The following is a 23982-nucleotide window of genomic DNA, read 5'->3' as shown; positions in this document are numbered from 1 at the left end:
TAACAACGCAATAACTCAAACCTCGTACCCATCGGTATGGAGCCACTTAGAGTTCGGCAGCGGGACCGCTTTCCCGAAACTGCTCGGAGTTGCCCCCATGAACCCTCGTTCTAGTTACAGCTCGCTCCCCAAGCCCGGCCGGTCGGCCTACGGGTTGGCGACGGCTGTCGTCCTGGTACTCATACCTGTGGTCGTGCTGGTCGGAGGCGACCAGGTGCAGGCCTTCCTCAACTTCGGTGCGGGCGTCCTGTCGCTGGTATGCCTGACCTGCTCGGTCATCTGGGGCCTCGTCGCCCAGGACCGGCTCATCCTCAACACGCGTCAGCGGATCCTCGCGCAGGGCATCCACCGCGTGACCGCCGTGGGCTCCATCGCGTTCCTCGTGGTGCACATCACAGTCAAGCTGGCCCTGGACCACACCGTCCTGATCGCCGCGCTGATCCCGTTCAGCCTGGGCGTCAAGGGCAGTGCCGGGCTCATCGGCCTCGGTTCGCTGGCCGCGCTGCTCATGATCTTCGTCGGCATCACCGGCGCGCTGCGCAACCAGTTCGCCGCTCCGGCCGAGGTCGCCGCCCGCTGGCGTGCGATGCACATGCTGGCCTACCCGGCGCTGTGCGCGGCCCTCATCCACGGCCTGTTCGCAGGACGCGCGGCCAAGCCGTTCTTCATGGTCTCCTACGAGCTCTGCCTGGTCGGCGTCATGGCCGCCCTCGCACTGCGCGCCGCCCCGCGCCCGTTCAAGCGCAGGGTCGCCGACCGGATCACCGCGGTCCTGGGCACGCAGGACCGCTTCGACATGGACGGCCTCGAGGCGTCACGCGCGCGCGTGGCCGAGACCGGATCGTCGGCACTGCCCGGCTACGAGGGCCGCTCCGGCCGCTCGCCGCTGACCGACACCATGAGCTCCACGCGGATGGCTCCGCCGGCGTCGCCGATGTACGACACACCGGCCACCCCGGAGCCCGCCAACGGCTTCGCGGCCGCCTACCGCGCCGTCAACACACCCCCGCGCGGTCAGCAGCAGCCCTATGTGGCGGATCAGACGGCACGCATGGGCATGCCGTTCGACCTGCAGCAGGCCACGGAGGCGTTTCCGCGGGTCGACAACGGCGGCAGCACCTCGGGCAGTTGGCCGGTCCCGTCCCCGCCGCCGGTCGGCGAGGCCCCGCCGTCCGCCTACGACCCCCTCCAGGACACGGGATTCAACATCCCGGTCTATGGCAATTCGGGCGCCGGCGGATACGGCGCACGTGACGTGTACGACACCGGTGAGACGAATCAGGCTTACGGCGCGTACAACCAGAACGACACGTACAACAGCGGTCCCGCCAATGAACCATCGCCCGGCGCGTCGTTCGACGCACCGGGTTCGGGCGAACCTTGGAACACGCCTTCCGGAGGCTATAGGTGAACGAGGCCCTGCCCGACGTCCCAGAAGTCCGCGTGGTCGGCCTTCCGCAGCTCACGTCGGGCTTCGACCTTGTCGAACGACTCGATCTGCCCATGCACCTCAAGGTGCATGGGCCGCTCGAGCCCCTGGGCGGAGAGGCCCTCGCGAAGCTCTCCGAGAACATCAACCTGAAGGGCCGCGGCGGCGCGGGCTTCCCCTTCCACAAGAAGCTGCGCTCGGTCGCCGAGACCGCGATCAAACGCGGTGTCCGGCCGGTCGTCGTCGTCAACGGCAGTGAGGACGAACCGGCCTGCCGCAAGGACACGGTGCTGATCAACCGTGCCCCGCATCTCATCCTGGACGGCGCTCTGCTGGTCGCGGAGGCGCTGGGTGCCCGCACGCTCGTGGTGGGGGTCACCCGCGAATCCACCCAGCGGTCCATGGAGGCCGCGCTCGCCGAGCGCGGCCTCAGCAACGGCCGCAGATCGGCTTTGAAGGCGTTCGTCCAGCGCAATCCCATCCGCATGGTCACCGGCGCCGCCGCGTCGCTGATCCGTTCCATCGACGGCGGTCCGCCGATCCCGCCCGGCCGCAAGGTCAGCGCCTCGCAGAACGGCGTGGGGGGCGCGCCGACCCTGCTGTCCAACGCGGAGACGTTCGCGCAGCTGGCCATCGCCGCCCGCATCGGTCCCGAGCGCTACAGCAACACCGGCCTGTACGACGAGCCGGGCACCGTCATGCTGACGGTCTCCGGCGCGGTGGCCCGCCCGATGGTGATCGAGGTCCCCACGGGCGTTCCGCTGCGTTACGTCCTTCAGCTCGCCGGCGCCCCGCCGGTGCCCCAGGGCGTGCTGACCGGCGGGTACCACGGCAAGTGGATCGACGCGGCGACGGTGAACGAGGCGATCGTCTCCCGCAACTCCCTGGACGCGGTGGGCGGGGCGCTCGGCGCCGGCGCGATCCTGCCCATCAGCCAGGAGACCTGCCCGCTGGGCGAGTCGCTGCGCGTGGCCCAGTGGCTGGCCGACGAGAGCGCGGGCCAGTGCGGTCCCTGCTACCTCGGTCTGCCGGCCGCCGCGCGCGGGATGGAGGACATCCTCAACGGAGGCGGCCCGGCCGCCCTGGAGGCGCTCAAGCAGGTCGCCAAGAACGTGAAGCGACGCGGGGCGTGCTCGCACCCGGACGGCTCCGCGATGTTCCTCGAGTCGACGATCAAGGCGTTCACCGACGACCTGGCCGCGCACGTCCTCGGCAATGGCTGCGGACGGCCCGTGGAGGGCGTTCTGCCGCTCTTCGAGACCGGCATGGCCCCGGCGGGCATCACGAGCGGCAACGCGGCGGAGGACAGCGGCTCCAGCCGCCAGAAGATCTTCGTGGACTGGACGCTGTGCCGCGGGCACGGCCTGTGCGCCGACATCCTCCCCGAGGTGTTCCAGCTCGGCGCCGACGGCTTCCCGACGGTGGCCCAGGCCAAGGTGCCGCAGTACGCCGAGGCCAAAGCTCTACGCGCGGTGCGTCGCTGTCCGGCGCTCGCCCTGCGCATCGAGGAGGACACGCGCGCTCAGGCGCCCGCCCGCAACCTCCCGGTCCTCTCCCAGGGCCGCGGCCGCCGCGCCCTGGGGCGCTGAGCGGTACGACGCACGGCGTCGGACGACTGGACGACGGCGAACGCGCGAGGGGCCGCCTGTTCTCAGGCGGCCCCTCGCGCGTTCGCCAACCGCCCCTGAACGCAAAAAGATCCCGCCGGATCGGATCGATCCGGCGGGATCTGCTGTGGAGCTAAGGAGAATTGAACTCCTGACCTCCTGCATGCCATGCAGGCGCTCTACCAACTGAGCTATAGCCCCTCATGGTCTTGCGGCCAAGCCGCATATCGACCGTGTCGCCCGGTTTCCCTGGCGGCGACGCCAACATTACCGGCAGGAAGGGTGGACCACCAAATCGTTTCCGCCCTGCCCGTTTTCGCCCCATATGCACATTCGGTGCGGCGCCGAGCTCCGCCTCACGCCGCCGTCAGGCGGTGACGAACGAATAGAACCGCTTGAGCGTGCAGTGCTCCTCCAGGAGCCGCCCGTAGATCGGCTCGCCCTCCAGCTCGCGGTACGTCTCGATCGGGTCGCCCTTTATGATCAGCGCCCTCGCGCATTCCTCGCACCAGTACTGGTAGTCCGGGTTGACCGGCTCCATGTCACGGACGATCGGGGTGCCGCTGCCGCACCAGTCGCACTTTCGCCTGTGTGCACCCATCGATCAGCTCCAGCTGTGGCCGCAGGCCGTGCACACGTAGGAAGTCCCGCCGTTGTCACCGAGCACCAGGGCCACATGGCCGGAACCGCAGGAGGGGCAGTTGAGCCGGGTGGCCTTGTCCCGTGGCAACGCCACTTCGGAGAGGTGGCCGACCTCTCCGAGGATGCTCGCAGGCATCGCTACTCCCTCCCGTCGGGCCGCGCCCCCTTCCGGCCGTTTGATTCTGCCACGGCCGGACCAATACGGTCAGCGACGCCTCAGTACCAGTCCGGACACGGCACCGAGGGGCTGCTGTCGCAGCGAGCACGAACATGCATGTGAGAAGCGCTTCCGCAGAGGTATACGCCGCCGGGACCCCAAGTGACTCAAGCCGGTTGAAGAACAGTGTGCCGAAGACCTCGACGCCGATCAGCTGCCCGAGCACGAGACCGGGCCACTCCGAGCCACACGCCCCTTTGCGCGCCGCTCGCGCCGCCGCGTCCCGTCCCGCGCCCCCGCCCGGCGGCAGGGCGCGCCCGGCGCCGGTGATCAGCAGGTACGGCGCACGGTCCCGCTCCGGTGGGAGACGACAAAAAATCCCGCCCCCTGAGGGACGGGATCTTCGTGAGCCGATCGCGACCGGTTCTCGCTGCTTCCATCGATCTTCGACAACTCAACAGAGTGTCGATCGACCGATCGAACCGAACGATCTGTGGAGCTAAGGAGAATTGAACTCCTGACCTCCTGCATGCCATGCAGGCGCTCTACCAACTGAGCTATAGCCCCTTGCGTTCTTCCCGCTCGGCGGTGCGAACAAGAAGAACTTTAGCCTGCGACCTGCCGGAAAGTGAAATCCGGCCTCCGCGGGCCGAGCGGTCGCTCAGTCGTCGTCGCCGAGCACCGGTTCGGGCAGGGTGCCGGCGTTGTGCTCCAGCAGACGCCAGCCGCGCGCGCCCTCGCCGAGGACCGACCAGCAGCAGTTCGAGAGACCGCCGAGGCTCTCCCAGTTGTGCGCCTCCAGGCCGAGGAGACGGCCGATGGTGGTGCGGATGGTGCCGCCGTGGCTGACCACGACGAGCGTGCCGTCCTCGGGCAGTTTCTCGGCGTGCCGCAGCACGACCGGGGCGGCCCGGTCGGCCACCTCGGTCTCCAGTTCGCCGCCGCCGCGGCGGACCGGCTCACCGCGCTTCCACGCGGTGTACTCCGCGCCGTGGCGAGCGATGATCTCCTCGTGCGTCAGCCCCTGCCAGGAGCCCGCGTACGTCTCGCGCAGGGCCTCGTCATGGGTGACGGTCAGGCCGGTGAGCACGGCCAGCTCGGCGGCCGTGTTCGCGGCCCGGGACAGGTCCGAGGCGACGATGGCGTCGGGCTGGAGCGAGGCCAACAGCCGGGCGGAGCGGCGGGCCTGGGCCACGCCGGTCTCGGTCAGCTCGACGTCCGTCGTGCCCTGGAACCGGCGCTCCACGTTCCAGGCGGTCTGGCCGTGCCGCCAGAGGATGACGCGGCGGCCGCGCCCCGGCTCACGGGACGCGGCGGTCTGCGCGCTGGCAGTCACCGCAGCTCCCCGAATCCGGCGTCGGCGTCCTCCTCGGCCTGCAGCTTGGCGTGTTCCTGGGCCTTGCCGCGGGTCGCCCGGGCGTCGGCGGGCAGCTCCAGCTCGGGGCAGTCCTTCCACAGCCGCTCGAGGGCGTAGAAGACGCGCTCCTCGCTGTGCTGGACGTGGACGACGATGTCGACGTAGTCGAGCAGGATCCAGCGGGCGTCGCGGTCGCCCTCACGGCGTACCGGCTTGGCGCCGAGCTCCTTCTGGAGGCGCTCCTCGATCTCGTCGACGATCGACTTGACCTGGCGGTCGTTGGGGGCGGAGGCCAGCAGGAAGGCGTCCGTGATCGACAGCACGTCGCTGACGTCGTAGGCGATGATGTCGTGCGCGAGCTTGTCGGCAGCCGCCTGGGCGGCGGTCTGGATGAGCTCGATGGAGCGGTCGGTGGCGGTCACTACGTGGCTTTCCGTCGGCGGACACTTGTCCCCAAGGGTCTCACGGACCGCCGACACCACCCCACGTGATGAGCGGATCACGCGGGGACCGGCTCCGACGGGCCCCGTGTCTCTCTCCGCGCCCCCGGTCTCCCGTCGCCCGCACTGCGCGCACCACCCGACCCACCCGCATCACTCGGACCACTCGGACCACCGGACGGCTCACCCGGTCGCGGTGGGCTTGTAGTCCTCGCCCAGGACGACCGCCACGTCGGCGTTCCCGGAGACGGCGCCCTTCTTCACGGCGCCCGCGTCCAGCCCCAGGGTCTTGGCGACCTCGGATGCGTTCTCCTTCTCGGCGGGGTCGGTGTAGAGCACCTGGGAGGCGGCCTTCGTGCTCGACGGACTGCCGGCCTCCAGGAAGGTGAAGCCGCCGTTGAGGAGGACCACGCGCGCGTCCTCGGTCTTGGCCTTGTCCCCGCTGGCGTTCTGGACGGACACGCTGACGGCGGCGTCCTTGTCGGGGCTCTTCGCGGTGCCGCCGAGGACGTCCTTGACGACGCTCGCACTGGCCGCCGCGCTGAGCGTGCCGTCGTTCTGGACGGGGAGCAGGGCGGTCTTGTAGTCGCCGCCCTTGGCGAGGTCGGCGAGTTTGGCGAGGAAGGCGCCGAGGTCCTTGTCCGTCAGGGAGGGATCGAGGATCTGGGCCAGCGTCTGCACGGTGACGGTCGCGCCCTGCGCGTCGGAGGACACCTTGCGCAACACGCCCTGCATGACCTGGCCGAACCGCTGCAGCTGGGCGTTCTGTGGCTCCCCCGGGGCGCGGTAGGTGGCGTAGGCGACGGCCATCTTGCCGCTCAGGGTCTGGTCCTGGTCCTTGGCGACGAGCGGGGCCTGGCCCTTCTTGGCGGCCCGGTCGGGCACGGCCGCGTCGGTGTCGATCTCGATGTTGCCGACGAGGTCGACGAGGTTCTGCAGATAGGGGGTGTCGAGCCGCCAGGTGCCCTCGATGCTGGTGCCGAGGACCGTGGCCAGCGCGTCGCGCGTCCCGGCGGAGCCGTCGTCGTCGACGGACTTGGCGAGGGTCGTCGTGGCGCCGTCGTCATCCGTGAGGACAAGGGAGTTGGGCAGCAGGACCGTGGTGGCCTGCTTGGTCGTGGTGTTGTCGACGAGCAGCACCGTGGAGGTGCCGCCACCGGCGGTGTTGTGCAGGTGGACGACGACCACATCACGCTTCTGGGCGCCGCCGGTCGTGGTCTTGGCGTCCGGGTCCGAGGAGGACGACAGCCCTGGCAGCATGCCGGCGAACCAGAGGTAGCCCACGCCGCCGACCGCTACCAGCGCCAGCACCACGGCGAGGGCGACGACCCGGCTGCGGGCGCGACGCTTTGCCTCCTCGCGGCGCTCGGTGCGGTTCTCGGTGAAGTTCAGCCAGTCGATGACGTCCTCGGAGTCACCGCCCTGCTCCTCGACGAAGGCGAACTGCTCGGTGCGGTAATCCCGTTGCTCCCCTGAGGGAGCGTCGGTCGCCCCGCGCGCGTGGGACGCCGGGTCATCGGTTTCGCGGTCCGCCTCGGAGGCCCCGGTCTCCACGGGACCGGCCTGCTGAGGGATGTACGCGGTCTGCTCGGCGGCACGGGGCTGCTCGACCCGGGGCTGCTGTCCGCTGGTCGCGGTCTGACCGTAGGGGTCGTACGGGGCCTGGGTGGCGTCGCCGTAGGGGTCGTAGCCGACGGGGGCCTGTCGACCCGTGTCGTAACCGGAGGCGGCCGGCTGACGACCGGTGGCGTAACCGGGGTCGGTCTGCTGACGGCCGGTGTCGTACGGGTCGTAGGCGGGCGCCTGCTGCTGCCCGCCCATGGCGTACGGGTCGTAGCCGTACCCCTGTTGCCCTTGCTGCCCTTGCTGTCCCTGTTGCCCCTGCTGTGTCTGTTGCCCTTGCTGCCCGTAGTCGTAGGGCTGCTGCGGCATCTGGCGGGGCGGGACCTGCGGAACCTGTCGGTAGACGGGCTGCCCGTACTCGTCGTAGCCGACGAGCTCGTACTGGTCGTCCCCGTACCCCGCGTCGTATCGGTCGTTCACCGGTACCCCTCTCGGCTCACTCGCCGCGGTACAGCTCGCGCTTGTCGATGTAGCGCACGACTCCGTCGGGCACCAGATACCAGACGGGGTCGCCCTTGGCGACTCTCGCACGGCAGTCCGTCGAGGAGATGGCGAGGGCGGGGACCTCGACGAGCGAGACACCGCCTTCGGGCAGGCCGGGGTCCTGGAGGTTGTGCCCGGGCCGGGTGACGCCGACGAAGTGCGCGAGGGCGAACAGCTCCTCGCTGTCCCTCCAGGTCAGGATCTGGCCCAGGGCGTCGGCGCCGGTGATGAAGAACAGGTCCGTGTCGGGGTTGAGGGCCCGCAGGTCGCGGAGGGTGTCCACGGTGTAGGTGGGGCCGCCGCGGTCGATGTCGATGCGGCTGACCGAGAACTGCGGGTTCTCGGCGGTCGCGATGACCGTCATCAGGTAGCGGTCCTCGGCCGGGGAGACGCTGCGGTGGGTCTTCTGCCACGGCTGCCCGGTCGGGACGAACACGACCTCGTCCAGGCGGAACTGCGCGGCGACCTCACTGGCCGCCACCAGGTGTCCGTGGTGGATCGGATCGAACGTTCCGCCCATGACGCCGAGGCGGCGCTTGCCCGGGTTCCGCGGGCCGGTAGGCATGTCCTGCTCTCCCATGCGTGCAGACCCTACCGGCCCGGTCCCGGGGCCCCGGCCGGCGGTCGCCCGGAGCGTCCCGCTATGCCGGACTGCCCGTCGCTGAACACGTGCCGTCTCAGCGGTCGCGGTTGAAGCGGGTGGTGATCCACAGCAGGAGCAGCAGGATGAGGAACGCGCTGCCGCCGGTGACCAGGGGGCTCAGGCTTTCGTGGTTGCCACCGTGCTCCTCGCCCTCGGCGGCGAGGGTGACCAACTGGGCAGCGGCGCTGTGAAGGCTCATCTTCGGCAGGACCTATCCGATGGAGGTCCCCCCGCTCGACCGGAGTCGAGAGTGGGGGAGGGCGGGAAAGACGTCGGCCCATGGTAAGCGTGAGGCTCGGCGGCGATCACGCCGACTCCGCCGTTGGGAACCTTCGCGACGACTCAGTCGTCCTTCCGCTTGTAGCCCCGCAGCAGAAACCACGCGGTGAGCACACAGCCCAGGATCATCACGATCAGTACGACGCGGAGCAGATTCCCCGCCCCCTGCTGCTGGGCGGCGCCGGCGGCTTCGGTGAGCCAGGCGGCTGCGGGGTGCTGCTCCATGGCGGGGGACTCCTTAGGTGTAGTGCCCGTCCACGGTAACTCCGCCTAGGCTGGGCTCTGCTTCGGGGGCGCAAAGGGCCGCACAAGGGTCCGTAAAGGGTCAGGTAAAGGCCACACAGACGCACATGGGGGAAGACATGTCGGACGAAGGCCACGAGCACCACGGCGCCGGTCACGAGAAGGTGCCGAGCAGGCAGCGCAGGCGCTTCCCCGGAATCTCCTCGCGTGCGTACGAGCACCCGGCGGACCGCTCGGCACTGGTCGCGCTGCGCAAGCTGAGCGGCTTCGACACGGTGTTCAAGGCGCTCAGCGGGCTGCTGCCCGAGCGGAGTCTGAGACTGCTGTTCCTGTCGGACTCGGTGCGGGTCTCGGACCAGCAGTTCGCGCACCTCAACGACATGCTGCGGGACGCCTGCCACATCCTGGACCTGGAGAAGGTCCCGCCCATGTACGTCAATCAGGATCCGCAGCCCAACGCGATGTGCATCGGCCTGGACGAGCCGATCATCGTCGTCACCACCGGTCTCGTCGAGCTGCTGGACGAGGAGGAGATGCGTGCGGTCGTGGGGCACGAGGTGGGCCACGCCCTGTCCGGGCACGCCGTGTACCGCACGATCCTGCTGTTCCTGACCAACCTGGCCATCCGGGTCGCCTGGATCCCGCTGGGCAACCTCGCGATCATGGCGATCGTGACGGCGCTGCGCGAGTGGTTCCGCAAGTCGGAGCTGTCCGCCGACCGCGCGGGTCTTCTCGTCGGCCAGGACCTGAAGGCGTCGATGCGCGGCCTCATGAAGATCGCCGGCGGCAACCATCTGCACGAGATGAACGTGGACGCCTTCCTGCAGCAGGCGGAGGAGTACGAGGCGTCCGGGGACCTGCGCGACTCGGTGCTGAAGATCCTCAACGTGCTGCCTCGCACCCACCCCTTCTCCACCGTGCGCGCGGCCGAGCTGAAGAAGTGGGCGGAGTCCCGCGACCACCAGCGGATCATGGACGGCCACTACCCGCGGCGCGGCGAGGACAAGGACACCTCGGTCACGGACTCCTTCCGTGAGTCGGCCGCTCACTACGCGACCAGCGTCAAGAGCTCCAAGGACCCGCTGATGAAGCTGGTCAGCGACATAGCCGGCGGCGCGGGCGATCTGGGCGGCAGGGTGCGTCGCGGGTTCGGCGGTTTCGGCGGCCCGGCTCCGTCGGACGACGCGCCGCCTCGCAACGGTTCGAACGGCACGGAGGGCACCGGCGGCGCGGACGGTACCGACGGACCGACGGAGACGCCTCCGCGCGACGCGACCTGACGGCGGCCCGGTGCCGGGCGCGCTCCCTTCCGACGACCGACGGTCGGCGCCCCCTGCCGGTACCGGTGTCCCAGCACCGGCGAGTGCGGCGGCCGGGGGTCAGACCTTCGGTTGGGCGCTGTTCGCCAGGGCTCCGCACAGGGCCGTCGCGTCATCGGTCGCATAGGGGTCCGTGCCGGCCGGGCCGCCCGCCTTGGCGGTCTGGCCGGCGAGCAGGGGACGCAGGTGGTTCGTGGAGTCCTCGGCACAGGACAGCGGGCCGGCCTGCACGTAGGACACGCTCAGCTGGACCTGGTGGGTGCGCAGGTCGGCGCGGTCGAAGCGGAAGTGCAGCTCGCGTCGGACGGTGAAGAGGGAGGCCGCGGCGCCCGTCTCCGCGCCGGTGGGGCGCAGGGCGTACACGAAGGTGTGGTCGGCGGTCACCTCGAGGGTCGAGGAGTCGGTCTCGAGAGCCTGCAGGGTGCCCTGGACTCGGATCCTGGCGTCGGCCAGCTCCACCCGGGCCGGGTCGAAGCGGACCAGCCAGCCGGTCGGCGCGTGCCGCCCGTCGGCGGTGGGGCGGCTGAAGCTCTCGTCGAACTGGTCGAGCTGATCGGAGTCGACCAGCGCGCGCACGGGTCGCACCTGCTGCCCGGTGAGCACCCCCGGGTAGAGGGAGGAGTGCACGATGTAGTCCTTGGCCGTGGTCAGAGCGGTGACCACCTGGCTGTCGGAGAAATGCGCCGTCCGCCGGGAGGCGGGCAGCGGGATGCCCTCGGCGCCGATGCGGAACTGCGCGGCGGGACTGTGCGCGAAGAGCGTCTCGGGGGCGGCCGCCCCGGGCACGACGCCCTGCGGGGAGAGCGGGATGACGGTCATCCGCAGGGGCTCGACGGACCGGCGTGCCGACTGGTTCTGGTAGGGGCTGCGCAGTCCCATGTAGACGGCCGTGCCGAAGGCGACGGCGATCAGCAGGACCAGGATCAGCGCCTGCCGGGACAGTCCCCGGCGCAGGGGTGGACGACGGCGGACGGCGGGCGCGTGGTCGGTCAGCCGCTCCTGGGCGGAGTACTCCTGAATGCGGGCAGCGCGGACGAACGATTCGTCGAAGACGACGGATCGGTACTCGTCCTCGCCACTTCCGGAAGTGCCTTCGGGTGTCCCCTCCGGTGGGTCTCCAGGCCCGGCCATACTTTCAGGGTAGGTCGCGCGGACCTCGGGTAAACGCCCCGCCGCACCGCAACTTCTGACAGGTACTCACCAGCTTCACCCGTGCCCGCGGAGCGTTCGCACGGCCCTGCGTCGCACATGCGTTCAGGGGACCTGAGGGGCCGCTGAGACGGGTGGCCGGAAAGAGTCGGCGGATGCACCGGGGGGCGGCACGCTTCCCTGTTCGAGACCGGTCCTGGCGGGCTGCGGCACCCGGTCCCGGCTGTCCGAGGACCCGCCCCGGTAGACCGCGGCGAAGGCCAGCGCGACCATGCCGATGCCCATCACCAGGGCGAGCATCCATGCCACCGCGCGGTGCCAGCGGATCTGCCTGCCGAATGCGCCGAGAGCGCCGTAGCGGCGTTCCCAGGCTTCGGGAACGTCGGCGTCGTCCAGGTCGTCGAGGTCGGGATCATGGCCGAAACCGCCGGTCCCGTAGAGGTCGTCGTAGCGGTCGCCTCTGGCGCGGGCGCGGCGGGCCTCGGCCTCGGAGGCCTTGGCTCTCGCCTCCGCGGCGGCCAGGAGGCGTTCGACGGCGGTCGGCTCGTGCACCACGGCCGCCTGCACGAAGGCCTCGTCGAAGACCACGGAGGCGAACTCTTCGTCCGACACCCCGCGGTCGTGATCGTCGTCGGGCTCCCAGCCGTCAGGGAACGGCGGCACACCCCCCACGTCCTCCGGCACGGTTCCAGAGTAGACCTGGGGGGTCATTTTGGGCAGGCGGTAGGGAAATTCGTCGCCGGATGAGACGCCCGTCACGGCCGTCCGCGACCGGGCCGGACCGGCCCCCGAGCGGCTGGGTGACGGCCCCTGTCAGCGCCGTACGTGCCCGTCGCCGGTGACGATGTACTTGGTGCTGGTCAGTTCCGGCAAGCCCATCGGGCCCCGGGCGTGCAGCTTCTGGGTGGAGATGCCGATCTCCGCACCGAAGCCGAACTGGCCGCCGTCGGTGAAGCGGGTGGAGGCGTTCACAGCCACCGTGGTGGAATCCACCAATTGGGTGAACCGGCGGGCCGCCTGCTGCGAGGTGGTGACGATCGCCTCGGTGTGACCGGAGGTCCACAGCCGGATGTGCTCGACGGCCTTGTCCAGCGAGTCGACGACGGCGGCGGCGATGTCGTAGGAGAGGTACTCCGTCTCCCAGTCCTCCGGGGTGGCCTCCACGACGGTCGCCTTGGAGCCCTCGGCGTACGCCAGCACACGTTCGTCGGCGTGGACCGTCACGCCCGCCTCGGCTAGGGCGTCCAGGGCGCGCGGCAGGAACGCGGGAGCGATGTCCTGGTGGACCAGGAGGGTCTCGGCGGCGTTGCAGACGCTGACCCGGTGCGCCTTGGAGTTGATCAGGATGTCGATCGCCATGTCGAGGTCGGCGTGGGCGTCGACGTAGACGTGGCAGTTGCCGGTGCCGGTCTCGATGACCGGGACGGTGGACTCCGTGACCACCGTCCGGATGAGCGACGCGCCACCGCGCGGAATGAGGACGTCGACGAGTCCGCGGGCGCGCATCAGCTCGCCGACGCTCTCGCGGCCCTCACCGGGCACCAGTTGCACGGCGTCGGCGGGCAGCCCGGCCCCGCCGACGGCGTCGCGGAGCACCCTGACGAGGGCGGTGTTCGACTCGTAGGCGGAGGACGAGCCGCGCAGCAGCACCGCGTTGCCCGACTTCAGGCAGAGGGCTGCGGCGTCCACGGTGACGTTCGGCCGGGCCTCGTAGATGATGCCGACGACGCCGAGCGGGACCCGGACCTGCCGCAGGTCGATGCCGTTGGGAAGGGTGGAACCGCGGACGACCTCGCCGACGGGGTCGGGCAGGGCGACGACGTCCCGCACGTCCGAGGCGATGGCACGCACCCGTTCCGGGGTCAGGGTCAGCCGGTCGACGATGGCCTCACTGGTGCCGGCCTCCCGGGCCTTGGCGATGTCCTTGGCGTTGGCCTCGACGATCTCGCTCGTGCGGACCTCCAGCGCGTCCGCGATGGCGAGCAGCGCGTCGTCCTTCACGGCACGCGGCAGCGGCGCGAGGTCGGCGGCGGCCGCCTTGGCGCGGTAGGCGGCGCGGGTGACCGGGGACATGGAGTCGTACGGCGAGAGCGTGGTCATAAGGGAAGCGTAGTGCGCCGCACCGGCCCGTTCTCCGCTCGTTCCACACCCCGAGACACACCCGGAGAAACCCCGGGACACCTTGGGACGCCCGAGACACCCTGAGGAAGGCGTCGAGGCGTCCGGGTCCCCGGACACGCCGGACACCCCGATCCCCCGGACACCCCGATCCCCCGGGCACGCCGGGCCCTCGGGCGCCGGCGAGGGGCATCGAGGCGAAGGGCGTCAATAGGGGTGGACGCCGACCGGCGTCGCCGGGGCCGGGCCGTAGCCCTCGGCGATGCGCTGGTGGTAGGTCTGACGGTCGATGACCTCCAGGCCCACGATCTCCCAGGGCGGGAGCCCGGCCGTCTGACGGTGCTCGCCCCACAGGCGCAGGGCGACGGCGGCCGCGTCGTGCAGGTCGCGGGCCTCCTCCCAGTACCGGATCTCGGCGTGATCGCCCGCATATCTGCTGGTCAGGAGGAAGGGGTGGTCGTGGGCGAGCTGTTCGAGAGCACGCCGGACCTCCTTCAGCGGGGCCTGCTCACCGGAGACGCTGAGGGTCACGTGCCACAGCCGGGGGACGTCCACGGGCTGCTCGCCCTTCGACTCGACGTCCTCCTGGGCCCGGTACGTCTCCCCAGCCGCCACGCTGGTCAGGGCGCGCTCCTCGCCGGGCGCACGCGCCGGCGCACCCGCGGTGCGCGACGACGCCGGCCCGGCCGTGCACGATGCCGTCCCGCCGGCCCCGCCGGTACTCCCACGGGCCGCTGCCACCCCAGGGCGCACTCGTCTCACGACGGCCTCCTTTACGCAGCGCTCGTGCGGATCGTGTGCCGCGCTCGCCCACCGGGCTCCCGCGGTTTGTCCCTGTGACAAAGTTGAGCAGGCCGCACGGCATCGTGGGGCGGTTTCACGGAACGTCCCCCACCGGTACGGTCCGTTCGAGCGCGTTTACGGGTGCAGGATCACCAGGTCGTCCCGGTGGACGACCTCGCGCTCGTACTCCGCGCCGAGCTCCCGGGCGAGCTCCCGCGTCGACCGCCCGAGCAGCTGGGGGATCTCCTTGGCGTCGAAGTTGACGAGGCCGCGGGCCACCGGGCGCCCCTGGGCGTCGCGCAGCTCCACGGGGTCGCCCGCGCTGAACTCGCCCTCGACGGAGGCGATCCCGGCCGGCAGCAGCGAGGTACGCCGTTCGACGACCGCGCGCACCGCGCCGTCGTCCAGCGTCAGCGACCCCTGCGGGGTGGAGGCGTGCTGTAGCCACAGCAGCCGGTCGGCCGAGCGCTTGCCGGTGGCGTGGAAGAAGGTGCCGGTGTCCCCGCCGGCGAAGGCGTCGGCCGCGTGGACGGCGCTGGTGAGGACCACGGGGATGCCGGCGGCCGCCGCGATCCGGGCGGCCTCGACCTTGGTGACCATGCCGCCGGTTCCGACGCCCGCCTTCCCGGCGCTGCCGATCTCGACGTGCGCGAGGTCCTCGGGGGCCCGCACCTCGGCGATCCGGGCCGTGCCCGGCCTGCTGGGATCGCCGTCGTAGACGCCGTCGACGTCGGAGAGCAGGACCAGCAGGTCGGCGTGGACGAGGTGGGCGACGAGGGCGGCGAGCCGGTCGTTGTCGCCGAAGCGGATCTCGTCGGTGGCGACGGTGTCGTTCTCGTTGACGATCGGGAACGCACCCATCGCGAGCAGCTTGTCCAGGGTGCGGGAGGCGTTGCGGTGGTGGGCGCGCCGGCTCATGTCGTCGCTGGTCAGCAGCACCTGCCCGACGCGGACGCCGTACCGGGCGAAGGAGGCGGTGTAGCGGGCCACCAGCAGTCCCTGGCCGACGCTGGCGGCGGCCTGCTGGCGGGCCAGGTCCTTGGGCCGGCGGCGCAGGCCCAGCGGGGCGAGCCCGGCGGCGATCGCACCGGACGAGACGAGGACGACCTCCTTCTCCCCTCCGCTGCGGCTCTTGGCGAGGACGTCGACGAGCGCGTCGACCCGGTCGGCGTCCAGCCCGCCGGAGGCGGTGGTCAGCGACGAGGAGCCGACCTTGACGACGATCCTGCGGGCTTCGCCCACGGCCTGCCTTGCCCCTGCCACCTTGTTCTGCGCTCCTCGCATAGGTCCACGGCTGTTCACGGCTGCCTTTCCGGCAATCTACGCGAACGCGGGCGCGGGCCGCGCGGGGGTTTCACTGCACGGACGGATGCCCGGTCGAGGCGTGGCCCGGCCAGGAACCGGACCGGCGCGAAGGTCGTCGCGGGCGCTCCCGCAGCCACGGTGCACCGCCGCGCCGGCCACCGCCGGTTCCTCAGGCCGCCGCCGTGCCGCCCGGACGCGCCGTGCGGCGCAGGCGGCGCGCCTTGCGGCGGACCTTGCGGACGAAGCCGCGCAGGAAGGTCTCGGTGGGGTTCTTGCGCCACCCCGGGTAGGCCTTGGCCTCGCGGGGCTCGGCCAGGTAGGTCCGGTCGGGGACGCCGGCCTCCGCGGAGCCGTAGTGCGGGTAGGCCAGGTAGAGCTGGGTGCCGCGCTTCTTCAGGACGGGGGCCGGCTTGGTCTTGGCCTGGATGAACTCCAGGACGTCCACGAGGAGGTCGGCGCGCCCGCGGGCCACCAGCTCCAGACGCAGCCGCTCGTGGACCAGGAGACGCTGGGCGACCCCTTCGTTCCAGTAGGCGTCCATCAGCGGCTTGGCCAGCTCCAGCTTGGTGCGCCGGATCTCCTCGTCGTTGCGGAGGAAGACGGGCCCGAACTGCGGCAGCACGGTGACGAGGAACGGGCGGACCATGAGCACGTCACGCTTGGGGCCGGGCGGGACCAGCCGCTCCAGCAGTCCCATCAGGGCGCGCGCCGAGTCGAAGCGCAGGGTGTAGCTCCCGCTCTTCGTCACATGCTTGCCGTCGTCGCGGCCCACCAGGTAGTAGCAGGTGTAGTCGGCGACCACGGAGACCCCGTCGGCCCGCAGATACGCCTCCATGGTGAACAGCGCGTCCTCGCCGGTCCACAGCGACTCGTCGAAGCGCATGCCGTGCCGCTCCAGGAACTCCCGGCGGAACAGCTTCTGCGCGCTGAGCGTGAACTTGATGTTGGACGAGTACACGTCCGTCCGGTCGAGCGTCTCGCCCCACATCGACCTGGGGGCGTTGCGGTTGACGCCCTCGACCCGGCCGAGGACCACGTCCGTGCCGTTGCGGTCGGCCATGGCGACCATGCGCTCCAGGGCCTCGGCGCCGAGCCTGTCGTCGGCGTCGAGGAAGAAGACATAGCGCCCGGTGGCCTTGGACAGGCCGACGTTGCGCGGACCGCTGGGGCCGCCCGAGTTGTCCTGGCGGATCACCGTGACGTCCATGGGTGCGCGGGCGGCGAACTCCTCCAGGAAGTCCCCGGTGCCGTCCCGGGATCCGTCGTCGACGGCTATGACCTCGATGCGGGCCGGATCCAGGGTCTGTGCCTCGACCGATGCCAGGCACTCCACCAGATACGGCATCGCTTCGTACGCCCCGATGACCACCGTGACGTCAGGCTGCGCAACGGTCACTGTTCCCTCTCATCACGCAACGGTCTCCCGACACAGACATGCTTTGGACACCCGATAGACGATGGGTGAACAGGATGGGTTGCCTGCCGCAACCGTGTTCCACCTCACAGAATGCACCAAAGGCCGGGTCTCCGGAGCATTCTCTCCAGGGACCCGGCCCTCGGCGACGCGCGCGTCAGGCGGTGGTGACGTCTCTGGCCCGCGCTGCTTCGCCGTCCGCCTCCGCGTTCGTCTCGCCGTCCGGCATGTCGTCCGGCGCGACCGCGAGGGAGGCCTGGCCCACGTTGCGCGCCTCGGCCTTCAGCGCGAGGTCGCCGACGGCGGTGTCGAACCGCTCGCGGGAGGTGGGCTCGTCCGGTCCGAGCAGGTACTCCTTGAGTTCCCTGCGGTCCTTCGCCAGCGAGTCGCCGGCCGGGTCGCGCACGGCGTCCAGGAGCTGGTCGAGCTCGGCGGCGTCGTTGCCGAGGATCACCGCGGCGCGCACCGCCGTGTTCTGCCGCCTGAACTCCTCCGCGCCCAGCTCCGCGGAGTCCGTGACCGCATAGGGCTTGCCGCTCGCGATGTAGTCGGAGACCACGCTGGAGATGTCGGAGACCATCGCCTCGGAGGCGTTGAAGCAGTCGTACAGACGCGGTGAGGCGCCGGTGATCACCCGGTGCTCGTACGAGGGGAACGAGCGCCAGTAGGCCTCGGCCCACTCGGTGCGCAGCCGGGCGGCCTCCTGGTGCTTGCGGACGTCGACGATGGCGTCGCGGCTGGTGACGGCCTCGTCGGCCCGCTCGTCGAAGGCGAGCGAGAGAGCGTCCAGGCGGGCCTTGAGCCGGGTCAGCTCGGCCTTGGCGGCGGCCTGGGCGGTCGGGTCCGCGGTGAAGCGCGGGTCGCTCGCGCGCTGGGCGGCGGCCTTCTTGATCAGGGCGGTGATCCGGCGGTGCGCGGCGCCGGCCTTGGCGCTGCGGGTGCCGGTGAACGGGTGCGGCTTGTACAGGACGCGGACCGGAGGGTCGGCGGTGACCAGCTTCTTCACGATGTTCTCGCCGGCCAGCAGCAGCGAGGTGTTGCCCGGGTTGTCGTCCCAGCCCTCCCAGGTGGGCGCGTACAGCACCGTCGGGACGCGGTCCGCGGGCACGCCGTCGCCCTGCCTGATGGACGCCAGCTGCGGACGGCCGACCTCCACGATGTCCTCGTCGCGGATGCCGACGTCGGCGATGGCGTAGCGGTCGCGCCCCGCCCGGCCGGCGACCCACACCTCGTCGTAGACCTTGCTGAACGGGTTGACGCTGGCGGCCTTGTCGCTGTCGCCGTGGCCGATGAAGACGTGCTTCATGGTCGGCACGCGCAGCAGGTGGATGTTCTTGCCGACGTTCGCGCAGTACAACGCGACCCGCACCATGGACAGGTCCAGGTTCATCAGGTGCACCCCCCCGGGCACGCAGATGACCGGGACCGACGTGGGCGCCATCTTCTCCAGGACGGCGCGCTCACGCAGGATCACCAGCGGCCGGGCCTCCATCTGCTCCATGGTCTCCAGCCACATGTTGACCTGGTAGGCGGAGTCGTCGGAGCCGGAGAAGTACAGGACCACCCCGGGCCGGTACTCGCGCAGCCAGGAGCTGACGGTGGCCAGCACCTTGGGAGCCTTCGGCGGGAGCCGCCTGGCCCGCAGATACGGCACCAGCGCGACGACGTACAGCGCGCCGAGGCCCAGGGTGACGGCGATGCCGACGAAGCCCGGGCGCACCGAGTCGCCCATCGCGCAGACGAGCAGGCCCACGACGGCCGCGAGGTCGAGGTGGAGCATCTTGACCGTGGCGCGGCTCAGCAGCAGGCGCGGCGGGGCGTCCGGGATGCGCAGCCGGGAGGCCAGGTCGACGTTCCTGGTCGCGACCGGCATCTGGCGGCGCTTGGCGATCAGGGTGACCAGCGCACCCTGCGGCGCCTGCAGGCCGAAGAACACCGTGAAGCACGCGATCGCGGCGTAGAAGACCGGCTCCTGCGAGAGGTCGAGTCTCGCCAGCAGCAGTATCAGCAGCAGCTCGCGGACCAGGAACCGGGTGGACACACCGGCTCGCACCTTGGACAGCAGGCCGATGAGGCGACTGCGCTTGCGGTGGAGATAGAGGTCCGCCAGGTAGGTCACGGCGGCCGCGACGGCGAAGGCGGGAGCGCTCGGGACGAGCGCGGTCGCCATGAGACCGGGGTATCCCAGCATCATGAGGACCGCTGCGACCAGTTCGGCCGCGCTGCCCACCCGGGCTACGCGAATAGCGGTGGATATCACGGAGAAACCTGCTCTGGGAGGGGGCCGGTCATAGGTGCCTAAAAGTCCGGAAAATCCTTTTTAAAGGTTTCGGGAGTTTTACGGATTCAGGCCTCTGTGAATTCTCGGTAAACCGGGAGCCACAGAGGCCTGAAAATTCGATGGCTATTTGGCCTTGATTATGCCACGCCGTCCTGTCGATCGAGCACGCCGGCCAAGGCCTGTTCGAAGTCGGAGGCCTTGCCGGCAGCGGCCGTCGGGTCCTGCTGACGGACGTCGACGACATGGCCGGTGAGCTCGGAAAGCAGCACGTCGAGGGAGGTGCGGGCGACGGCCTCCGAGGACAGCAGACTGCCCGCGGGCTCCTGCCCGAAGGCCTTGGTCCGCATAGGGGTCGCGGTGCGCTCGGGGTTGACGCAGTTCACCCGGATGCCGTCACCGGCCCACTCGTCGGACAGGGCCTGGGTGAGATTCACCATGGCGGCCTTGGTCGAGGAGTACAGGCTGTACTCGGCGCGGCCGCGGGTGTAGCTGCTGGAGGTGTACAGCAGCAGTTGGCCCTTGGTCTCCGCCAGGTACTTGTAAGCCGAACGGGCGATCTGCACCGGCGCCAGGTAGTTGACCTTCAGCGCTTCCTCGATGGTCGCGTTGTCGGTCTCGGCCAGTTTGCCGATGCGCAGCACTCCGGCGGTGTTGACGACGTAGTCGATGCGCCCGGTCTCGCTGTAGGCCTTGGACAGGGCGTCGTCGACCTCCTCCGGGTTCTCCACGTGCGTGCCGGTGGTGGAGCGGCCCAGGGCGTAGACCCGGGCCCCGTAGGACTCGGCGAGTTCGGCGATGTCCTTGCCGATGCCGTACGAACCGCCGAAGACGACCACGGTCTTGCCCGTGAGCAGCTCGCGGTAGACCTCCTCGCCCTTCTGCTCGGGAGTGGCGGAGGAGGCCAGCTGGAAGAGCTTGTCGGCGATGAAGACGTCGACGGGCTGAGTCACCTTCATGTTGTACTCGTCACCCGCCACGACGTGGATCGGCACGTCCGGCAGATAGCGCAGGACGACCGTGCAGTCGTCGGTGGCCTGGAAGTTGGGGTCGCCCGCCGCCACCTCGTAGGCCCGCCGGATGGTGGACAGCTTGAACGCCTGCGGGGTCTGGCCGCGGCGCAGCCGGGAGCGGTCCGGGATCTCGGTGATGAACTCGCCGTCCTCACCGTGCGTGCGCGTGACGATGATGGTGTCCGCCGACGGAATGGCCACGTCGACGGCCTGGTAGCGCTCCAGGGCGGTGACGCAGTCGTCGATGACGCGCTGCGAGAGCAGCGGGCGCACGGCGTCGTGGAAGAGGACGTTGAGATCCTCGCCGTCGGCCAGCCCCTCGCCCAGGGCGGCGATGGCGCGCTCGGTCGTCTCGTTCCGCGTGGAGCCGCCCTCGATGATCGCCCGGACCTTCTTGAACCCGGCCTTGGACACGATCTTCTCGACGTCGGGGACATAGCCGGGCGCCATCAGCACGATGATGTCGTCGACCGAGTCCGCCTTCTCGAAGGTGGTCAGCGTGTGCTCGATGACTGCCTTGCCGGCGATCTTCAGCAACTGCTTGGGGATCGACAGACCCACCCGCTGGCCGGTGCCACCGGCCAGGATCACTGCGGTGGTACGGGGCTTGGCTATGTGCTGGGACACAGGGGACCTACCTTGGGGCGACAGGGACGAGGAAATGGTCCCACTTGCGGTTACCGCGATGCAAGGTGAGCGTCGTTCGCTGCAAATGTGCACGCAACCTGGCATTCATCCTGCGGCGGGGCGATTGCCGAGACGTCCACGCGGCTTCCCGCTGACGTCTGTGTAAATCCTGTGAGTTACTCCACAGGGAGTAACGCATTGCCACGGCCGAGGGTGACGGGTGTGACTCTAACGGTCTTGGAGGGGCGCCATCGCCGCCAAGGGCGTCCTGGGCAGGGGCCACCGGCCCCGGACCGGCCAGTTCGGCCGCTTCCGGCGCAGCGGACGGCCGGGGACGGTTCCCGATCTTCACGCTCCGGCCGACGGGGCTGCACCTGTCCTTCATAGGCAGGACGTCCCGTCGTGGACCGGGCCCTGGAAGAATTGAGCGGACCGGCGAGGCCGATTCCGAGGAATTCGTCGCTCGTATTTCTCGGTATTTCGGTCTCGGTGACCTCGTGAGAACGGTTCACCGTGCCGGGCACGAGCCGCCGAGAAATCGCCGACCGTGCGGCGCGCTGCGCACGGAACGCCGGGAGAGGTCGGTGCGGGCGCGGACGAAGCCGGTCGAGGCAGGCCCCCGGGATCGGGAACCTGCCTCGACGGTGTTCGGGCGGGGCGGGGATCAGAAGGGCTCGAAGCCCTCGAACTCCTGGGCCGCCTCGTCGCGTTCGGCCTGCTTGTCCCTGCGGCGCTGGGTCGCGGGGCGCGGAGCCTCGAAGCGGTGGTCCTCGCCTCGGCGGCCGAGCATCTCGGCGCCGGCCGTGACCGACGGCTCCCAGTCGAAGACGACCGCGTTGTCCTCGGGACCGATGGCGACGCCGTCGCCGCCACGGGCGCCCGCCTTCATCAACGCGTCCTCCACACCGAGGCGGTTGAGCCGGTCGGCGAGGTAGCCGACGGCCTCGTCGTTGTTGAAGTCGGTCTGCCGCACCCAGCGTTCGGGCTTCTCGCCCCGGACGCGGAACAGGCCGTCCTCCTCCAGCGAGACGGTGAAGCCGGTGTCGTCGACCGCCTTCGGACGGATGACGACCCGGGTCGCCTCCTCCTTCGGCTTGGCCGCACGCGCCGCGGCCACCATCTCGGCGATGGCGAAGGACAGCTCCTTCAGGCCCATGTGGGCGACCGCGGACACCTCGAAGACGCGGTAGCCACGCGCCTCCAGGTCCGGGCGGACCATCTCGGCGAGGTCCTTGCCGTCCGGCACGTCGATCTTGTTGAGCACCACGAGCCGCGGCCGGTTGCCCAGACCGCCGTACTGCTTGAGCTCCTCCTCGATGATGTCGAGGTCGGAGAGCGGGTCACGCTCGGACTCCAGGGTCGCGGTGTCGAGCACGTGCACGAGGACGCTGCACCGCTCGACGTGGCGCAGGAACTCCAGGCCCAGTCCCTTGCCCTGGCTGGCGCCCGGGATCAGGCCCGGCACGTCGGCGATGGTGTAGACCGTGGAGCCCGCCGTCACCACGCCCAGGTTCGGGACGAGGGTCGTGAACGGGTAGTCCGCGATCTTCGGCTTGGCGGCGGACAGGACGGAGATCAGCGAGGACTTGCCCGCGCTCGGGTAGCCGACGAGGGCCACGTCCGCGACCGTCTTCAGCTCCAGGACGATGTCCTGGAGGTCGCCGGGCTCGCCGAGCAGTGCGAAGCCGGGCGCCTTGCGGCGGGCCGAGGCCAGCGCCGCGTTGCCGAGGCCGCCGCGGCCGCCCTGGGCGGCGACGTACGAGGTGCCGTGGCCGACCAGGTCCGCCAGCACGTTGCCGGCCCTGTCCTGGATCACCGTGCCGTCCGGGACCGGCAGGATCAGGTCCTGGCCGTCCTTGCCGGAGCGGTTGCCGCCCTCGCCGGGCTTGCCGTTGGTGGCGCTGCGGTGAGGCTTGTGGTGATAGTCGAGGAGCGTGGTGATCGACTGGTCGACGACCAGGATCACATCGCCGCCGCGGCCGCCGTTGCCCCCGTCGGGGCCGCCGAGCGGCTTGAACTTCTCACGGTGGACGGAGGCACAGCCGTGACCCCCGTTACCCGCGGCGACATGCAGTTCGACGCGGTCCACGAAGGTGGTCATGTGGGTGCCTCCAGCACTTGCTACAAAACGAAACGTACGTATCTGTCTACTGCGTAACACGCGAAAGGCGGACCCGCCTTCCCGCACGGGAAGTGAGGTCCGCCTCGCGAAAGCTTCCGATCAGGCGACCGGAACGATGTTCACGACCTTGCGGCCACGGTGGGTGCCGAACTCCACCGCACCGGCGTTCAGCGCGAACAGCGTGTCGTCGCCGCCACGGCCGACGCCCGCGCCGGGGTGGAAGTGCGTGCCGCGCTGGCGGACCAGGATCTCACCCGCGTTGACGACCTGACCGCCGAAGCGCTTCACGCCGAGCCGCTGGGCATTGGAGTCGCGACCGTTCCGGGTGGACGATGCGCCCTTCTTGTGTGCCATGTCTCCTCAGTCCCTTACTTCGCAGCCGCGGGGATCTCAGTGACCTTGATCGCCGTGTACTGCTGGCGGTGGCCCTGACGACGGCGGTAGCCGGTCTTGTTCTTGTAGCGAAGGATGTCGATCTTCACACCCTTGTGGTGGTCCACGACCTCGGCCTGGACCTTGATGCCGGCCAGAACCCACGGGTCGCTGGTCACAGCGTCACCGTCGACAACGAGCAGGGTCGAGAGCTCGACCGTGTCGCCAACCTTGGCAGTGGAAATCTTGTCAACCTCAACGATGTCGCCGACAGCAACCTTGTGCTGGCGACCACCGCTGCGCACGATGGCGTACACGCGGATCTCACTCTCTCGCTCTGGGACGGCATCCCCGCAGTCCAGCCACCCGGGAACGAACACGGACGGCCTCTCCCGGCCACCTAGGTACCGGTACCCGGGAGGAAGAGGGTTTACGGAGATGTGGCACGTCAACCGACACGCCGAGGGACCAGGCTACGGGGCCCGGCTGGAGGGGTCAAACCGGGCCCCGTGGCGACTCCCGGGTCGCGAGCGCCGCCGACCAGCTTCCTTCAACGGCCCCTCGACGCCCTGGCCGAGC

The 23982-nt window shown here is 70.2% G+C and carries 22 protein-coding genes, 2 tRNA genes and 1 pseudogene; 3 read left to right on the top strand and 22 right to left on the bottom strand.

Annotated features, from left to right (window positions below; all coding sequences use genetic code 11):
- The first annotated feature begins 97 nt into the window (after positions 1 to 97).
- Both BG482_RS05265 and BG482_RS05260 read left to right on the top strand, forming a co-directional pair.
- On the top strand, positions 98 to 1411 hold the full coding sequence (locus BG482_RS05265) for a cytochrome b/b6 domain-containing protein (RefSeq protein WP_176741312.1): 1314 nt from the start codon (positions 98 to 100) through the stop codon (positions 1409 to 1411).
- Positions 1408 to 3018, top strand: coding sequence for an NADH-quinone oxidoreductase subunit NuoF family protein (locus BG482_RS05260; protein WP_069767670.1), 1611 nt, complete (start codon positions 1408 to 1410; stop codon positions 3016 to 3018). The genes BG482_RS05265 and BG482_RS05260 overlap by 4 nt, the downstream gene beginning before the upstream one ends.
- A 146-nt stretch (positions 3019 to 3164) precedes the next feature.
- Here the strand turns inward: BG482_RS05260 and BG482_RS05255 are convergent.
- The 11 genes and pseudogenes from BG482_RS05255 to BG482_RS43765 form a co-directional block, all read right to left on the bottom strand.
- A tRNA-Ala gene (locus BG482_RS05255) sits at positions 3165 to 3237 on the bottom strand.
- A 166-nt stretch (positions 3238 to 3403) separates the two neighbouring features.
- Positions 3404 to 3637 (bottom strand): hypothetical protein, encoded by a 234-nt coding sequence (locus BG482_RS05250; protein WP_003976229.1) that lies wholly within the window; start codon positions 3635 to 3637, stop codon positions 3404 to 3406.
- 3 nt (positions 3638 to 3640) lie between these two features.
- Positions 3641 to 3814, bottom strand: coding sequence for a hypothetical protein (locus BG482_RS42375; protein WP_107450363.1), 174 nt, complete (start codon positions 3812 to 3814; stop codon positions 3641 to 3643).
- A gap of 69 nt (positions 3815 to 3883) precedes the next feature.
- A pseudogene (locus tag BG482_RS44965) lies at positions 3884 to 4058 on the bottom strand (MFS transporter); the annotation flags it as partial.
- A gap of 271 nt (positions 4059 to 4329) precedes the next feature.
- A tRNA-Ala gene (locus tag BG482_RS05245) sits at positions 4330 to 4402 on the bottom strand.
- Between the two features lie 94 nt (positions 4403 to 4496).
- The gene (locus BG482_RS05240) at positions 4497 to 5171 is read right to left on the bottom strand and encodes a histidine phosphatase family protein (protein ID WP_069767669.1); all 675 of its coding nucleotides are present in this window, start codon (positions 5169 to 5171) and stop codon (positions 4497 to 4499) included.
- Positions 5168 to 5614 (bottom strand): ribosome silencing factor, encoded by a 447-nt coding sequence (rsfS, locus tag BG482_RS05235; protein WP_069767668.1) that lies wholly within the window; start codon positions 5612 to 5614, stop codon positions 5168 to 5170. Before rsfS ends, BG482_RS05240 begins: the two co-directional genes overlap by 4 nt.
- A gap of 201 nt (positions 5615 to 5815) precedes the next feature.
- On the bottom strand, positions 5816 to 7675 hold the full coding sequence (locus BG482_RS05230; protein WP_069767667.1) for an LCP family protein: 1860 nt from the start codon (positions 7673 to 7675) through the stop codon (positions 5816 to 5818).
- A gap of 16 nt (positions 7676 to 7691) precedes the next feature.
- Positions 7692 to 8318: a nicotinate-nucleotide adenylyltransferase gene (nadD, locus tag BG482_RS05225; protein ID WP_069767666.1), complete on the bottom strand. Its 627-nt coding sequence runs from the start codon at positions 8316 to 8318 to the stop codon at positions 7692 to 7694.
- 97 nt (positions 8319 to 8415) lie between these two features.
- Positions 8416 to 8580, bottom strand: a complete 165-nt coding sequence (locus BG482_RS42365) for a hypothetical protein (RefSeq protein ID WP_107450361.1) — start codon at positions 8578 to 8580, stop codon at positions 8416 to 8418.
- Positions 8581 to 8723: 143 nt separating this feature from the next.
- Entirely contained in the window at positions 8724 to 8885 is a 162-nt protein-coding gene (locus BG482_RS43765) for a hypothetical protein (RefSeq protein WP_176741311.1), read from the bottom strand.
- A 137-nt stretch (positions 8886 to 9022) separates the two neighbouring features.
- On the opposite strand from BG482_RS43765, the gene BG482_RS05220 reads away from it, so the two are divergent.
- Positions 9023 to 10183 (top strand): M48 family metallopeptidase, encoded by a 1161-nt coding sequence (locus BG482_RS05220; protein ID WP_069767665.1) that lies wholly within the window; start codon positions 9023 to 9025, stop codon positions 10181 to 10183.
- Positions 10184 to 10282: 99 nt separating this feature from the next.
- On the opposite strand, the gene BG482_RS05215 is transcribed toward BG482_RS05220, so the two are convergent.
- The 11 genes from BG482_RS05215 to rplU all read right to left on the bottom strand — a co-directional run bounded on the left by BG482_RS05215 (position 10283) and on the right by rplU (position 23720).
- Entirely contained in the window at positions 10283 to 11353 is a 1071-nt protein-coding gene (locus tag BG482_RS05215; RefSeq protein ID WP_069767664.1) for a hypothetical protein, read from the bottom strand.
- Between the two features lie 123 nt (positions 11354 to 11476).
- Complete coding sequence (locus BG482_RS05210) at positions 11477 to 12082, bottom strand: hypothetical protein (protein ID WP_079141599.1); 606 nt, start codon at positions 12080 to 12082, stop codon at positions 11477 to 11479.
- A 102-nt stretch (positions 12083 to 12184) separates the two neighbouring features.
- Positions 12185 to 13471: a glutamate-5-semialdehyde dehydrogenase gene (locus BG482_RS05205; protein WP_069767663.1), complete on the bottom strand. Its 1287-nt coding sequence runs from the start codon at positions 13469 to 13471 to the stop codon at positions 12185 to 12187.
- A 225-nt stretch (positions 13472 to 13696) separates the two neighbouring features.
- Positions 13697 to 14251, bottom strand: coding sequence for a hypothetical protein (locus BG482_RS05200; RefSeq protein ID WP_079141598.1), 555 nt, complete (start codon positions 14249 to 14251; stop codon positions 13697 to 13699).
- A gap of 156 nt (positions 14252 to 14407) precedes the next feature.
- Positions 14408 to 15514 (bottom strand): glutamate 5-kinase, encoded by a 1107-nt coding sequence (gene proB, locus BG482_RS05195; protein ID WP_069767662.1) that lies wholly within the window; start codon positions 15512 to 15514, stop codon positions 14408 to 14410.
- Positions 15515 to 15746: 232 nt separating this feature from the next.
- Positions 15747 to 16973: a glycosyltransferase family 2 protein gene (locus tag BG482_RS05190; RefSeq protein ID WP_069767661.1), complete on the bottom strand. Its 1227-nt coding sequence runs from the start codon at positions 16971 to 16973 to the stop codon at positions 15747 to 15749.
- Positions 16974 to 17148: 175 nt separating this feature from the next.
- Entirely contained in the window at positions 17149 to 19251 is a 2103-nt protein-coding gene (locus BG482_RS05185) for a hypothetical protein (protein ID WP_079141597.1), read from the bottom strand.
- A 158-nt stretch (positions 19252 to 19409) separates the two neighbouring features.
- Positions 19410 to 20909, bottom strand: a complete 1500-nt coding sequence (locus BG482_RS05180) for a bifunctional cytidylyltransferase/SDR family oxidoreductase (protein WP_069767660.1) — start codon at positions 20907 to 20909, stop codon at positions 19410 to 19412.
- Between the two features lie 664 nt (positions 20910 to 21573).
- Positions 21574 to 23010: a GTPase ObgE gene (gene obgE / locus BG482_RS05175; RefSeq protein ID WP_069767659.1), complete on the bottom strand. Its 1437-nt coding sequence runs from the start codon at positions 23008 to 23010 to the stop codon at positions 21574 to 21576.
- Between the two features lie 120 nt (positions 23011 to 23130).
- Positions 23131 to 23385, bottom strand: a complete 255-nt coding sequence (gene rpmA / locus BG482_RS05170; protein WP_007381992.1) for a 50S ribosomal protein L27 — start codon at positions 23383 to 23385, stop codon at positions 23131 to 23133.
- A gap of 14 nt (positions 23386 to 23399) precedes the next feature.
- Positions 23400 to 23720 carry a 50S ribosomal protein L21 gene (rplU, locus tag BG482_RS05165; protein WP_007381993.1) on the bottom strand — a complete coding sequence of 107 codons (321 nt, stop codon included), beginning with the start codon at positions 23718 to 23720 and terminating at the stop codon, positions 23400 to 23402.
- Between the last annotated feature and the right edge of the window lie 262 nt (positions 23721 to 23982).

It is taken from the genome of Streptomyces sp. LUP30 (assembly GCF_001746365.1).
Taxonomy (GTDB): domain Bacteria; phylum Actinomycetota; class Actinomycetes; order Streptomycetales; family Streptomycetaceae; genus Streptomyces.
Note: the sequence above shows the minus strand (reverse complement) of the source record. Positions and strands in the feature narration are given on the sequence as shown.